At 69.6% G+C, this 13505-nt stretch carries 13 protein-coding genes; 10 read left to right on the plus strand and 3 right to left on the minus strand.

What is annotated here, in order from left to right:
• Nucleotides 1-71: 71 nt before the first annotated feature.
• Nucleotides 72-602 carry a pep a2 gene (locus tag ACSHXN_RS37300; RefSeq protein WP_438305386.1) on the minus strand — a complete coding sequence of 177 codons (531 nt, stop codon included), beginning with the start codon at nt 600-602 and terminating at the stop codon, nt 72-74.
• A gap of 329 nt (nt 603-931) precedes the next feature.
• Between ACSHXN_RS37300 and ACSHXN_RS37305 the strand changes: the two genes are divergently transcribed.
• From ACSHXN_RS37305 to ACSHXN_RS37325, 5 genes are all read left to right on the plus strand, one after another.
• Complete coding sequence (locus ACSHXN_RS37305) at nt 932-1186, plus strand: DUF5133 domain-containing protein (RefSeq protein ID WP_355142548.1); 255 nt, start codon at nt 932-934, stop codon at nt 1184-1186.
• A 109-nt stretch (nt 1187-1295) separates the two neighbouring features.
• Nucleotides 1296-3335: a maltotransferase domain-containing protein gene (locus ACSHXN_RS37310; RefSeq protein WP_438306526.1), complete on the plus strand. Its 2040-nt coding sequence runs from the start codon at nt 1296-1298 to the stop codon at nt 3333-3335.
• Between the two features lie 122 nt (nt 3336-3457).
• On the plus strand, nt 3458-4846 hold the full coding sequence (locus tag ACSHXN_RS37315; RefSeq protein WP_355142524.1) for a maltokinase N-terminal cap-like domain-containing protein: 1389 nt from the start codon (nt 3458-3460) through the stop codon (nt 4844-4846).
• Between the two features lie 61 nt (nt 4847-4907).
• Entirely contained in the window at nt 4908-7127 is a 2220-nt protein-coding gene (gene glgB / locus ACSHXN_RS37320) for a 1,4-alpha-glucan branching enzyme (protein ID WP_438306527.1), read from the plus strand.
• Nucleotides 7128-7396: 269 nt separating this feature from the next.
• Nucleotides 7397-8191 carry a SigB/SigF/SigG family RNA polymerase sigma factor gene (locus tag ACSHXN_RS37325; RefSeq protein ID WP_355137389.1) on the plus strand — a complete coding sequence of 265 codons (795 nt, stop codon included), beginning with the start codon at nt 7397-7399 and terminating at the stop codon, nt 8189-8191.
• Nucleotides 8192-8433: 242 nt separating this feature from the next.
• Here the strand turns inward: ACSHXN_RS37325 and ACSHXN_RS37330 are convergent, their stop codons facing one another.
• On the minus strand, nt 8434-8790 hold the full coding sequence (locus ACSHXN_RS37330; protein WP_355137391.1) for an ANTAR domain-containing protein: 357 nt from the start codon (nt 8788-8790) through the stop codon (nt 8434-8436).
• A 128-nt stretch (nt 8791-8918) separates the two neighbouring features.
• On the opposite strand from ACSHXN_RS37330, the gene ACSHXN_RS37335 reads away from it, so the two are divergent.
• From ACSHXN_RS37335 to ACSHXN_RS37355, 5 genes are all read left to right on the plus strand, one after another.
• Nucleotides 8919-9581, plus strand: coding sequence for a UdgX family uracil-DNA binding protein (locus ACSHXN_RS37335; protein ID WP_355137393.1), 663 nt, complete (start codon nt 8919-8921; stop codon nt 9579-9581).
• A 129-nt stretch (nt 9582-9710) separates the two neighbouring features.
• The gene (locus ACSHXN_RS37340; RefSeq protein WP_355137395.1) at nt 9711-10391 is read left to right on the plus strand and encodes an ABC transporter permease; all 681 of its coding nucleotides are present in this window, start codon (nt 9711-9713) and stop codon (nt 10389-10391) included.
• Nucleotides 10388-11059 carry an ABC transporter permease gene (locus ACSHXN_RS37345; protein WP_356294436.1) on the plus strand — a complete coding sequence of 224 codons (672 nt, stop codon included), beginning with the start codon at nt 10388-10390 and terminating at the stop codon, nt 11057-11059. Before ACSHXN_RS37340 ends, ACSHXN_RS37345 begins: the two co-directional genes overlap by 4 nt.
• A complete protein-coding gene (locus ACSHXN_RS37350) occupies nt 11056-11991 on the plus strand; it encodes an ABC transporter substrate-binding protein (RefSeq protein ID WP_355137399.1) in 936 nt (311 codons plus the stop codon). Before ACSHXN_RS37345 ends, ACSHXN_RS37350 begins: the two co-directional genes overlap by 4 nt.
• Nucleotides 11992-12092: 101 nt before the next feature.
• Nucleotides 12093-12629 (plus strand): MarR family winged helix-turn-helix transcriptional regulator, encoded by a 537-nt coding sequence (locus ACSHXN_RS37355; protein ID WP_355137401.1) that lies wholly within the window; start codon nt 12093-12095, stop codon nt 12627-12629.
• A gap of 33 nt (nt 12630-12662) precedes the next feature.
• Here the strand turns inward: ACSHXN_RS37355 and ACSHXN_RS37360 are convergent, their stop codons facing one another.
• Nucleotides 12663-13409, minus strand: coding sequence for a DUF4142 domain-containing protein (locus ACSHXN_RS37360; RefSeq protein WP_331268892.1), 747 nt, complete (start codon nt 13407-13409; stop codon nt 12663-12665).
• Nucleotides 13410-13505 lie beyond the last annotated feature (96 nt).

The following is a 13505-nucleotide window of genomic DNA, read 5'->3' on the forward strand; positions in this document are numbered from 1 at the left end:
GCACCGCCATAGCGGTGGGGCTCCCGAACTCGGTCGTTCTCGGGTGGGGCCGGCCCCACCCGAGAACGGCGTCAGACGAGGGCGGTGGCCGGCTCGGCCCACTCGGCCGACACCACCTCCCGCTCCCTCGCGGCGGCGTCCGCCGTGAGGGGGAGCGCACGGGGCAGCGGACGTGTCTCCCGCAGGCTCGGCGAAGGAGCCACGGGTACGAGCAGGGCGTGATCGCCGGATCGCGCCCGCTGCGAGAACCAGATGATTTTGCCCCCGGCATCGGTCGCGCAGCATCCCCAGCCGTTGCTCAGCGCCGCGATCTGCGCCAGGCAGCCGCTCGGCGCGTAGTGCGGCTGGATGTCCCGCTCGCTGTCCTGGACCGCGGTGATGAGGTGATGTCCGTTCCACCACATCTCGATGGTGGTGTTCTTGTCGGCCGCGTGCGCGTCGATGGTGCGCAACAGCGCGTCCGAGCACCGGCAGACGGGCTCGACGAGCATCTCCAGGTCCCAGTACCGGAGATGGGCGGCCAGGATGCGCCTGACCTGCCCGATCCGCTCGGGGCTGATCTCCACGTCGAGGTGGTAGTAGTAGGGTGCTGCGGTCTTCATCGTCGTTGGCTCCTCACCGGTGAAGCTCGCGCTTCTGCTCGTCCCTGCGGGCCGAGCCCCGAACACGAAGCGTGAGCATTCATCGCTCCTGAGTCAGTCCCAGAGTGCGAGCGCTACTCCATTCGTGCAACACGAAGCGCACCGGCCCAAAGTGGTTCAATTCCGAACAGGACGCTGCGTCGCCCACCGTGCACCATGGGTGAAGGTCTCGATCGCCGTAACGGACCAACCCCACTCCGTGCACGGCCTTCGCGCACCTTTCCGGACCGCGACCCCGCGAACCGTCCGGAACCGTGCTCGGGCGAAGAGGTTGGGAGGTGACCGGTGCCATGTTGCTGCCAGCCAGAGACGAGGTCGCCAGGCATCTCGAGCGGTACCGGGCGTGGGAACGCCTGATGCTCGCGTCCCCCGACAACCGGTCGGTACGTGGCAGCTTCGAGGACACGGGCTACACGCTGTGCGTGCTGATGGGCAAGCGCTGCGCGCGCGAGGCCGTCGACGCCGCCGAGCTGTATCTGAGCGCCCGTGAGCCCCGTGCGCGACCCGTACGAGATGTCTGGGCCGCACCGTCGGCGAACGCGTAGGGGGCCGCCGTACGCGGCGGAGGACCGAAGGCCGGAAGGCCGACTGCGACCCGAGGACCGGAGGGCCGGTGTCCACCGGGGCTCGATGACGGCGGAGGAGGCGAAGTCCATGGAAGGGCAGGCCGTGCGCCGTGGCGGTGTGCCTCCCGCCACCGGAGGCGCCGGACCCGTGCTCGGACGCATTCCGATCGTGGACGTCCGCCCCGCCGTGGACGGCGGGCGGCGCCCGGCCAAAGCGGTCGAGGGGGAGACCTTCCAGGTCACCGCCACGGTCTTCGCCGAGGGCCATGGTGCGATCGGAGCCAATGTCGTTTTGAGGGACCCGGAGGGCCGACCCGGACCGTGGACGCCGATGCGCGAACTCGAACCCGGCAGCGATCGCTGGGGCGCCGAGGTCACTCCCTCGTCGGTCGGCAACTGGACCTACGTCGTCGAGGCGTGGGGTGATCCGATCACCACCTGGCGGCAGCACGCACGGATCAAGGTGCCGTTGCGCATCGACACCGAACTGGTCCTGGAGGAAGGCGCGGAGTTGTACGAACGGGCCGCCGAAGGCGTTCCGGAGGGACCGCGGCGGGAGGTGGTCCGCGATGCCGTCCGCGCCCTGCGCGACGAGTCCCGCCCGCCCGTCGCCCGTCTTGCGGGTGCGTTGACGCCTGAGGTGGGTGGGGTGTTGGGGCGGTTTCCGGTGCGTGAGGGGGTGTCGTGTTCGGATGTGCGGGGGGTGGTGGTGGAGCGGGAGCGGGCGTTGTTCGGTTCCTGGTACGAGTTCTTTCCGCGGTCGGAGGGGACGGTGGAGCGGCCGCACGGGACGTTTCGTTCGGCGGCGCGGCGGTTGCCGGTAATCGCGGGGATGGGTTTCGACGTGGTGTATCTGCCGCCGGTGCATCCGATCGGGTCGACGTTTCGCAAGGGGCGGAACAACAGTGTGTCGGCGGGTGCGGGGGATGTGGGGGTGCCGTGGGCGATCGGGTCGCCGGAGGGCGGTCACGATGCGGTGCATCCGGATCTGGGGTCGGTCGAGGATTTTGTGTGGTTCGTGGGGCGGGCGCGGTCGTTGGGGTTGGAGGTGGCGCTGGATTTCGCGTTGCAGTGTTCGCCGGATCATCCGTGGGTGGGGAAGCATCCGGAGTGGTTCCGGCATCGGGCGGACGGGTCGATCGCGTATGCGGAGAATCCGCCGAAGAGGTATCAGGACATCTATCCGGTGTTCTTCGATGGGGACATGGAGGGGCTGGTGGCGGAGACGTTGCGGGTCCTTCGGTTCTGGATGGGGCATGGGGTGCGGATTTTCCGGGTGGACAATCCGCATACCAAGCCGGTGGTGTTCTGGGAGCGGGTGCTGGGGGAGGTCAATCGGCGGGATCCGGATGTGATCTTCCTGGCGGAGGCGTTCACGCGGCCGGCGATGATGCGGACGCTGGCGCAGGTGGGGTTCCAGCAGTCGTACACGTATTTCACGTGGCGGAACACGAAGGGGGAGCTGACGGAGTATCTGTCGGAGTTGTCGGGGGATTCGGCGTCGTACATGCGGCCGAACTTCTTTGTGAACACGCCGGACATCCTGCATGCGTATCTGCAGGGTGGGGGGCGTGCGGCGTTCGAGGTGCGGGCGGTGCTGGCGGCGACGCTGTCGCCGGCGTGGGGGGTGTACTCGGGTTACGAGCTGTGTGAGAACGTGCCGCTGCGGGAGGGCAGTGAGGAGTATCTGGACTCCGAGAAGTACCAGTTGCGGCCCCGGGACTGGGAGGCGGCCGAACGTGAGGGACGCACCATCGCGCCGTTGATCACGCGCCTGAATGCGATCCGCCGGGCCAGTCCGGCGCTGCGGCAGTTGCGGGACCTGCACTTCCATCACGCGGACAACGACGAGGTGATCGTCTACTCCAAGCGTTCGGGTTCGAACACGGTTGTGGTGGTGGCGAACCTCGATCCGCACCACACCCAGGAGGCGACGGTGTCGTTGGACATGCCGCGGCTCGGCCTGGACTGGCACGAGTCGGTGCCGGTGCGTGATGAGCTCACCGGTGTCACCTACCACTGGGGCAGGACCAATTATGTGCGTCTGTCGCCGGGCGAGGCTCCCGCGCACGTGCTGACCGTCCTGCGACCGTCCTCACCGCAGACCGGAGGGTCACCCACACGATGATCGTCAACGAGCCCGTCCCGGACACCTTCGAGGACGTCCCACAGGCCACCGGGGTGAACCTGTTCGTGAGCAGTTGAGACACCGCGCTGATCCGCCGGCCGCCAGGGAAAGGACGCGACGCCATGGCGAAGACCCAGACCGCAACGCTCCGCCCGGACGGCCTCGGTGGCGCCGCACTGCTGCCCTCGCTCTCCGGGCTGCTGCGTGAGTGGCTGCCGCGTCAGCGCTGGTTCGCGGGGAAGGGCCGGCCCGTCACGGATCTGGCATTGTTGTCGGTGACCGAGCTGCATCCGGACTGCCTGCACGTCCTGATCCGCGCCGATCACGCCGAGCCGCCCGCGATACGCGCGCCGGGCGCCGCCCCGGCCCACGACTGCTATCAACTCTTCCTGAACACGGGGGAGTCGCTGTCACCGCGGCCTTCCCAGGCCCTCCTCGGGCGTGCGACCGAGGGTCCCCTCGCGGGTCTGCCGCTGTACGACGCTCTCCAGGAACCACGCTCGGCATCCCTGCTCCTGGAGCGGCTGCGCTCGTCGGACACCACGGGCACGCTCCGCTTCGAGCGTGACTGGCGGGTGTCGATCCCCGCCGGACTGGCTCCGCGGCTCCTCGAAGCCGAGCAGTCCAACTCCTCACTGGTGTACGGGGACTCCTACATCCTGAAGATCTTCCGGCGGGTACGGCCGGGAATCAATCCGGACCTGGAAGTGCCCTGGGCGCTGGCCCGGCAGAAGTGCACCCGGGTGCCCGCCCCGGTGGCCTGGTTCCGTACGACGAGCCCGTGGAACGCGACGCTCGGTGTGCTCCAGCCGTTCCTGCGCGGCGGCGTCGACGGATGGACCCAGGCTCTCGAGGCACTCGCCTCGTCGCGTGAGTTCACCGAGGAGGCATTCGAGATGGGGCGGGCCACGGCCGAGGTGCATCTGGCGCTCGCCGCCGCGTTCCCCGTGAAGTCGCAGGGCCCGGCCGAGAGCAGACGACTTGCGTCCGGGATGGTGGAGCGCCTCCGGGACGCCATCCACGCCGTGCCGGACCTGCTGCCGTACGCCTCCGGACTGCGGTCCGCGTTCACCGAACTGGCGGCGCTGGATGTGCCACGGCCCGCCCAGCGCATCCACGGCGATCTGCACCTGGGCCAGGTACTGCGCGCGGAACAGAAGTGGCATGTCATCGACTTCGAGGGCGAGCCGGCCCGCCCCCTGCCCGAGCGGCGCCGCTCGCAGTCCCCGGTGCGCGATGTCGCGGGCATGCTCCGCTCCTTCGACTACGCTGCTCACGCCCGACGGCCGTGGGACCCCGAGTGGGCGCTGCGCTGCCGCGAGGCGTACTGCGCGGGCTACGCCGCCGAGGCGGGGTGGGACCCCCGGGCCGAACCGGGTTTGCTGCGCGCCTACGAGACGGACCGTGCGGTGTACGAGGTCGTGTACGAGGCCCGGCACCGCCCCGACTGGCTGCCGGTCCCGATGGCGGCGGTCGTGCGACTGGCCGACACCGCGGACGGAGGAGGCTGACCTCGTGACGCTCGAGACCGCTGCACAACCACCGCACACCTCCCGGCAGTTGGGCACCCCGATGGCCGCGCCCACGACGACCCCGGGCGACCGGGAGCGGCTGCTGGCGGGCACGCACCATGATCCGCACTCGGTACTCGGAGCCCACCCGGTGCCGGGCGGGGTCGCCTTCCGCGTACTGCGCCCGGACGCGCTCTCGGTCACCGTCGTGACGGCGGATTCCTGGGCGGAACTGCATGACGACGATGACGGCCTCTTCTCGGGGCTGCTGACGCTGCCCGAAGTTCCGCAGTACCGGCTCCTGGTGGCCTACGAGGGCACCGTGCTGGAGACGGACGACCCCTATCGTTTCCTGCCGGCCCTGGGCGAACTCGACCTGCACCTCATCGGTGAGGGGCGCCACGAGCAGCTTTGGAAGGCACTCGGTGCCCGGGTGATGACGCATGCCGGAGTCCGCGGCACACGATTCACGGTGTGGGCGCCGAACGCGCGCGGGGTCAGGGTCTGCGGGGACTTCTGCCACTGGGACGGCGCCGCCTTCCCGATGCGTTCGCTGGGCTCCAGCGGTGTGTGGGAGTTGTTCGTGCCCGGGGTCGGCGAGGGGGCGCTCTACAAGTACGACATCACCCGGCCCGACGGCACGCACACGGTGCGAGCGGACCCCATGGCCCGCTGTACGGAGATTCCGCCGAACACGTCCTCGATCGTGCACGCGTCGCACCACGAGTGGGGGGACGAGGAGTGGCTGGCGCATCGCGCGGACACCGCGGTGCACCGGGCGCCGTTCTCCGTGTACGAGGTGCATCTGCCGTCCTGGCGACCAGGTCTGACCTACCGTCAGCTCGCGGAGCAGTTGCCCGCGTATGTGAAGGAGCTGGGCTTCACGCATGTCGAGCTGATGCCGGTCGCCGAGCACCCCTTCGGCGGCTCCTGGGGCTACCAGGTCACCGGCTTCTACGCGCCCACCGCCCGGCTGGGCGGCCCCGACGACTTCAAGTACCTCGTCGACGCACTGCACCGGGCCGGTATCGGTGTGCTGATGGACTGGGTGCCCGCGCACTTCCCGCGCGACGACTGGGCGCTGGCCGAGTTCGACGGGCGTGCCCTGTACGAGCACCAGGACCCGCTGCGGGCCGCCCACCCGGACTGGGGCACCCTGGAGTTCGACTACGGCCGGCGTGAGGTGCGCAACTTCCTGGTCGCCAACGCCGTGTACTGGTGCGAGGAGTTCCACATCGACGGCCTGCGGGTGGACGCGGTCGCCTCGATGCTCTACCTGGACTACTCGCGCGAGCCCGGCCGGTGGAGCCCGAACGAGCACGGCGGCCGGGAGAACCTGGACGCGGTCGCCTTCCTGCAGGAGATGAACGCCACCGTCTACCGACGCTGCCCCGGCGTGGTCACCGTCGCCGAGGAGTCCACCGCCTGGGACGGCGTCACCCGCGCCACGCACCACAGGGGCCCGAGCGGCTTCGGCGGTCTGGGCTTCGGCCTGAAGTGGAACATGGGCTGGATGCACGACTCGCTGCAGTACATGAGTCACGAGCCGGTCCACCGCAGGTACCACCACCACGAGATGACGTTCTCGATGGTGTACGCGTACAGCGAGAACTATGTGCTGCCGATCTCCCACGACGAGGTCGTGCACGGGAAGCGCTCACTGGTGTCGAAGATGCCGGGCGACTGGTGGCAGCAACGCGCCAACCACCGCGCCTACCTCGGCTTCATGTGGGCCCACCCGGGCAAGCAACTCCTGTTCATGGGCCAGGAGTTCGCCCAGGGCGCGGAATGGTCCGAGGCCCACGGCCCCGACTGGTGGCTGCTGGACCCGGCCTACGGCGCGCAGGCCGACCACCGCGGCGTGCGCGACCTGGTACGCGACCTGAACGCCGTCTACCGGCGCACCCCCGCCCTGTGGCAGCGGGACACCGAACCCTCCGGATTCCGGTGGACGGTCGGGGACGCAGCCGAGGACAACGTGTTCGCGTTCCTGCGCTACGACGACGAGGACACACCCGTACTGGCCGTGTCCAACTTCTCCCCCGTCGTACGCCACGACTACCGCCTCGGCGTCCCCGACGACATCCCCGCCTGGCACGAACTGCTCAACACCGACCTGGCCAAGTACGGCGGCAGCGACATCCACAACCCGGACCCGATTCCTTCCGAACCCGGTCGCGGACACGGTGTACGCCTCACCCTCCCTCCCCTCGCCACTGTCTGGCTGCGCCCTGCCGTTCCCCATGCCGCAGGTGGCGCGGAGCCGCTCTCCGAACGGTGAATCCGCCATTCCTGGAGGAATTCATGGGCCGTTTTTCTTGAATTCCCTTCCCGATGTCACGTGCCGGAATCGAATGAATGCCGAGAGTCATCCGGTGGTGGAATTGTTTGCCGGAATGGAATTCGGGAATGGCCTTATCAAGTGCTTCGGACAGGAGGCACGTTCGTGGGAGTCGGCCCCACCGGGTCCCGGGTGTCCTTCCTGTCCGCGTGTGCGCGCCCTCCCACGGTGACTGTCCAGTCAGCCCCTTGAGGGAGTTGAAAAGCACCATGCGCATCACGGTCAAGACCAAGCAGCATCCGCACGACGACGCCCCCGATACGGCCGAGGCCTTCGCCCGGCTGCGGGGTCTGCCCGACGGCCCCGAGCGGCACGCACTGCGTGACGGGATCGTCCAGTCGTGGCTCCCCATGGCCGAGCGCATCGCACGCCGCTACCGAGGCCGGGGCGAGTCCATCGAGGACCTGTGCCAGGTCGCCGCGCTGGGCCTGGTCAAGGCGGTCGACCGCTACGACCCTGGTCGAGGGTACGCATTCGAGAGCTATGCCATCCCCACGATCACCGGGGAGATCAAGCGGCACTTCCGCGACCACATGTGGGTGCTGCATGTGCCTCGGCGCGTCCAGGACCTGCGCAATCGGGTGCGTGTCGCGGTCAAGGAGATCTCGCAGGAGACACCCGGGCACGGCCCGACCGTCGCCGAGATCGCCGAGCACGCCCACCTCGGTGAGGACGACGTCCGGGTGGGTCTGGAGGCGATGGACAGCTTCACCGCCCTGTCCCTGGACGCGGAGGTGGCGGGGAGTGACGACGGCTACGCGCTGGGCGACGCCCTGGGAGAGTCCGATTCCGGATACGACCTCATCGTGGACCGCGAGGCCGTGAAGCCGTGCCTGCAGTCCCTGCCCGAACGCGAGCGCACGATCCTCTATCTCCGCTACTTCCGTGGCATGACCCAGAGCCGGATAGCGAGCCAGCTCGGCATCTCCCAGATGCATGTCTCGCGTCTGCTCAGCGGGTGCTGCGCGCGAGTGCGTGAAGAAGCGCTCGCCGACAGAGCCTGATGCCGAAACCCACCCGCACCGCCACCTCACCGGGTCCGGCCTGCATCCGGCCGCCCGGCCGCTCATCGGCCGGACGGCCGTTTGCGGTGGGCTCACTGCCGAACCCTCCCGGGAACGGTTGGCCAGTGCGCCGACCCTTTCCGGACTATCCGCGAGGAGCTATTCGAAACACTCCTGCGTCGGACAGCGAGGGGAAATCCCTGAGCTGCCGCCGTCGGGGACTCCCGCCGAGGCGGTCGGCGTCAGTGGCTCGGCGGCTCCTCCGGAAGCTGCGTCGGTCCGTACCGGTCGAGTGTCTCCTCGAGGAGAACGCGGAGGTGCTCCGGCAGTTCTCCGTCGCGGCCCCAGATGAGTATCAACTCCGCGACGTTGCGCAGCTTGATGTTCGCGTGCTGGGAGACCTCCCTGAGGACCTCCCACCCCTGGTCGGGGCTGACATGCCCCAGAGCGACGAGCATGCCGATCGCCTGGTCCACGACCGCGTGGGAGGCCACGGCCTCCTTGAGCTGGTCGACCTCCTCCTCCAGCTGGAAGATCCGCTCCGACTCGGAAGCGGTGGTGTCCGGCTCCTCGTTCCCCGGACGGGGTGTCGTGGTCATCGTCCCCTCCGGGTGGCGAGGCTTCGGCGATGTCTGGCTCACTCTCCATCGTCGCCATTCGGCCAGGTGTGTGCGAGCCGGGGAAGGGTACCGGGGCGGGCACAGCGGGCCACGGAGGTGAGGCTGCCGTGAGCCGTCCCGACGACGACAGGGCCGGCGCGTACGACGCGACCCCGTTCCTGCCGCATGACGGCGGACTCGAGGCGTACCGGCGCGCTGCCGAAGGCTGCCGGGGATGCCCGCTGTACGAGAACGCCACGCGGACGGTGTTCGGCAAGGGCGACGCCGCGGCGCGGATCGTGCTGGTGGGAGAGCAGCCGGGGGATCAGGAGGACCGGAAGGGTGAACCCTTCGTCGGCCCGGCCGGACGTCTGCTGGACCGGGCGCTGGAGGAGGCGGGCATCGACCGGGGCGCCGCCTACGTCACCAACGCGGTCAAGCACTTCAAGTTCACCGTCGCCGGACGCGGCAAGCGGCGTATCCACAAGGCACCCAGCCTGCGGGAGGTGTCCGCCTGCCGGCCGTGGATGCACGCGGAACTGGACCTCGTCCGTCCCGAGGTCGTGGTGGCGCTGGGCGCGACCGCGGGCAAGGCGCTGCTGGGCAGCTCCTTCCGGGTGACCAGGGACCGGGGGAGCGTGATACCGATGCCCGGCTCCGACGACGAGCGGTGCGTCGTCGCGACCGTGCACCCCTCGGCGGTCCTGCGGGCCGACGACCGGGAATCCGCGTACGCCGGACTGGTCTGCGACCTGAAGGTGGTGGCAAGGGTGCTCGACGGGCGTGCCTAGACCCGCCCGGACCGGTCGGCGTCCGCCCGCCCCGAGGGGCGGCACCCGTACGGCCGGGGCCCATGGGAGGGGCCCCGGACGGCTCAGCACAACGAGCGTGACCGCTCGCTGCGCCGGTGCAATGGACGGGTGACCGCGCCTCCGGAGGACTGCCTCGCGCGCAACGAGTGGATCTGCGGCGAGTATGTGCGCAGTCGCCGACACATCCTGTTCGACGCGGTGCTGCAGCATGTGGAGCTGACCGGCGTCTCCGTGCTCATCGCCCTGGCCGTCGCCGTGCCCCTGGCCGTGCTGGCGCGCCGCTGGGGCTGGGCCGCCGCCCCCGTTCTCGCCGTCACCACGGTCCTCTACACGATCCCGTCGCTGGCGATGTTCTCGCTGCTCCTTCCGTTCTACGGGCTCTCGGCGGCGCTGGTGATCGCCGGTCTCGTCCTGTACTCGCTCACCCTGCTGGTGAGGAACATCCTCGCGGGGCTGCGTGCCGTACCCGAGGAGACCCGGCAGGCCGCCCGCGGCATGGGATACGGTCCGCTGCGGCTGCTGCTCACCGTCGAACTGCCGCTCGCTCTGCCCGCCGCCATGGCGGGGTTGCGCATCGCCACCGTCTCGGCCGTCTCGCTGGTCACGGTCGGGGCGATCGTCGGATTCGGCGGGCTCGGGAACCTGATCTACGCGGGCATGAACACGTATTTCAAGGCGCAGGTGCTGACCGCGTCCGTGCTGTGCGTGGTGATCGCGGTCGCTGCCGATCTGCTGCTGCTCGCGGTGCAGCGCCTGATCACCCCCTGGACCAGGACGAGACGGGGATGAAGACCCTCGACGACACCTGGAACTGGCTCGCCGACTCCGCGCACTGGGCGGGCGACGACGGCATCCGGCACCGGTTGGCGCAGCACCTCGTCCTGACCGTCGTGTGCCTGGTCGTCAGCTGCCTGATCGCGCTTCCGGTCGCGTTCGTCCTCGGGCATATCGGCAGAGGCGGCGTGCTCGCGGTCAACATCTCCAACGTCGGCCGCGCGGTCCCCACGTTCGCCGTGCTGGTGCTCCTGCTGCTCACACCGGTCGGTGCCTGGGGAGAGGGGCCCACCGTCGTCGCCCTCGTCCTGTTCGCCGTGCCGCCGCTGCTCACCAACGCCTACGTGGGCATGCGTGAGGTCGACCGGGATGTGGTGCGGGCCGCCCGGGGGATGGGGATGACGGGCCGCCAGACGCTGTTCCGCGTCGAACTGCCCCTGTCGCTGCCGTTGGTCCTCAACGGGGTGCGGATCGCCGCCGTGCAGCTCGTCGCGACCGCCACGATCGCCGCCCTTGCGGGCGGTGGCGGGCTCGGGCGCATCATCACCGCGGGGTTCAACCTGGCCAGTACGCCGCAGGTCGTCGCCGGGGCCCTACTGGTGGCCGGGTTCGCGCTGATCGTCGAAGGGGTCTTCGAGACCGTCGAGCGGCTGGCTCTGCGCCGGACCAGGGGCGCGCCGTGAGGTGGTGCGCCGCGGCCGTAGGAGCGCTGCTGATCGCGGGTTGCGCGACGGGACCCTCCCTGGAGACACGGGGCCGGGTCACCGCGCCGCCCGGGGACAGCCGGCATCTGACCGTCGGTTCGGCGGGATTCACCGAGAGCGACCTGCTCGCCCACATGTACGCAACTCTGCTGGACCACGCCGGCTACCGCACATCCGTTCTCACCGTCGCCAACCGCGAACTGTACGAGCCCGCACTGGAGTCGGGGCAGATCGACGTCGTACCGGAGTACGCGGCCACTTTCGCGGACTGGCTCAACACCAGGACCCATGGCGCCGACGCCCCGCCCGTCGGTTCGCCGGACCTCGCCGCCACCATGCGGTCCCTGCGGGAACTGGCCGCTCCGCGCGGACTCACCGTGCTCGATCCCGGGCGTGCCGTCGCCCGGAACGCCTTCGCGGTGACACGCGCATTCGCCCGCCGGCACCGGCTGAGAACCCTCGGCGATCTCGGCAGATCAGGACTGAAGGTACGGCTCGCGGCGGGCGACGAGTGCGTCCGGAGACCGTACTGCGCACCGGGCCTGAAGAAGACGTACGGCATCAACATCACGGCCGTGGACCCCAAGGGCGTGGGGACGGTCCAGGCCAAGCGGGCCGTGCAGAGCGGGCGGGACCAGATGGTGCTGACCACCACGACGGACGCGACCCTCGACGAGTTCGGACTCGTGCTGCTCGCCGACGACAGGCATCTGCAGAACGCGGACTACGTCGTCCCGGTCGTCAACCGTGCCCGCGCTGGCACGGCACGTGTCTCCAAGGCGCTCGGCGCCCTCGACCCCGTACTCACCACGGAGGACTTGGCGTCGATGAACCGGCAGGTGGACAGCTGGCGGCGGCTGCCCGAGGACGTGGCGCGCAACTATCTGCGGGACAAGGGCCTGCTGAAGTGATGGGCCGGTGCCGTTCGGTGGGTCGTGAGCAGGTCATGCGGAAGGAAAATCTGTTCCCGTCGTGCGAGGGGGCGGTGCGTGTGGCGCGGTAGAAAGGAGCCATGCCGGAGAGCGAGACCCGAGCGGGGGCCATGGACGATGTCGACGCGGTCACCCGTGCGGTCCTGACCGCGTCCCGCCTCCTGGTCTCGGTCTCGGCCCGCTCCCTGGCCGAGGTCGAGGAGCGGGTCACACTCCCGCAGTTCCGCATGCTGGTCGTGCTGGCCACGCGGGGTGCCACCAAACTGGTCGCGCTCGCCGACCTGCTCCAGGTGGCACCCTCGACGGCGATGCGTATGGTCGACCGACTCATCGCCGCCGGTCTGGCCGACCGGCAGACCAATCCCGACAACCGCCGCGAGACGTTGCTGCGGCTCACCGCGGAGGGGCGGAAGGCCGTCGAGGACGTCACCGCCAGGCGCCGTGCCGAGATCGCCGCGATCGTCGAACAGCTCGCGCCCGGGCAACGCGCGGCGCTCATCGAGGCCTTGACCGTCTTCAACGAGGCCGGGGGAGAGCCACCCGTTGCCGGCGCGGACGACCCGGAGCCGCATCCGCCCGGCCGGCCGGCGGGCCCGGCGCCCGCGCCAGGCGACTGATCCCGCTCGGACGCCTGGCGCGGGGCTCCTGGCTCAGCCGACCGTCGGGCTGGGAGCGGGACTGGGGGCGGCGGTGTTCACGTTCAGGTCGGGGCGGGGCGTGAGGACGACCATCGGCTCACCCGCCTGGGGCGGGGGCGGCGTCATCTGGTCCTTGGGCAGCTTGGGCGGGGTGGTCTCCTGGAAGAGGACCTGATCGAAGTTGATCACGCCGGTCTTCTCCATCATGGTGATGTGGTCGAGCACCGTGTCGTTGGCCAGGTCGGCGAGCTGACGCACGAGGGTGTTCTTCGTGGTCCCGCGGATCTTGGCGATGACCGGGAAGATCTGACCGTGGGTCACCCGCATGATGTTGGCGGCGGTGATGTCGAACTGCTTGCCGTTCTCCGCCGCCGAGGTCGCCACGAACTGCTGCTGTTGCGGGCTCGCCTGGTTCGGGAGCGTGATGCCCAGCTCGGGGGCGATCTTGCGGCACATCGCGTCGAGCCCGGCGTGCCCGACGATCAGATGCTTGCCCGCCTCCTTCATCTCCGGCGACGCGCCCTTCTTGAGCGCGATTTCGCCCAGGGGGTACTCCCACAGTCCCGCGGCACGCACCTTGACCACGAAGTCGCGGTCCGCCTCGGTGAGCGGTCCGTAACGGGTGTTGGCGATGACGCGGTCCGGGGAGCTGGACGTTGTCTGGACACCGAGCATGGCGGGGTAGGCGAGGGCAGTGAGGGTCAGGCCCAGCGCACCGGCCACGAAGACGGTTCCGGCCATGTTGCGGGATATGGGCATGCTGTCTCCAGGAGCGAGCGGCTGTAATGCCAGGGAGTACGTAGAGGCCGCTCCGATCCATCATTGCCCAGGGTAAAAATTGCACGTCGCCATGTG

The organism is Streptomyces sp. HUAS TT11, from assembly GCF_051553595.1.
Lineage (GTDB): Bacteria > Actinomycetota > Actinomycetes > Streptomycetales > Streptomycetaceae > Streptomyces.

Coding starts and splice junctions, on each gene's coding strand:
- ACSHXN_RS37300 (WP_438305386.1), bottom strand. CDS start 602: ATGAAGACCGCAGCACCCTACTACTACCACCTCGACGTGGAGATCAGC.
- ACSHXN_RS37305 (WP_355142548.1), top strand. CDS start 932: ATGTTGCTGCCAGCCAGAGACGAGGTCGCCAGGCATCTCGAGCGGTAC.
- ACSHXN_RS37310 (WP_438306526.1), top strand. CDS start 1,296: ATGGAAGGGCAGGCCGTGCGCCGTGGCGGTGTGCCTCCCGCCACCGGA.
- ACSHXN_RS37315 (WP_355142524.1), top strand. CDS start 3,458: ATGGCGAAGACCCAGACCGCAACGCTCCGCCCGGACGGCCTCGGTGGC.
- glgB (WP_438306527.1), top strand. CDS start 4,908: ATGGCCGCGCCCACGACGACCCCGGGCGACCGGGAGCGGCTGCTGGCG.
- ACSHXN_RS37325 (WP_355137389.1), top strand. CDS start 7,397: ATGCGCATCACGGTCAAGACCAAGCAGCATCCGCACGACGACGCCCCC.
- ACSHXN_RS37330 (WP_355137391.1), bottom strand. CDS start 8,790: ATGACCACGACACCCCGTCCGGGGAACGAGGAGCCGGACACCACCGCT.
- ACSHXN_RS37345 (WP_356294436.1), top strand. CDS start 10,388: ATGAAGACCCTCGACGACACCTGGAACTGGCTCGCCGACTCCGCGCAC.
- ACSHXN_RS37355 (WP_355137401.1), top strand. CDS start 12,093: ATGCCGGAGAGCGAGACCCGAGCGGGGGCCATGGACGATGTCGACGCG.
- ACSHXN_RS37360 (WP_331268892.1), bottom strand. CDS start 13,409: ATGCCCATATCCCGCAACATGGCCGGAACCGTCTTCGTGGCCGGTGCG.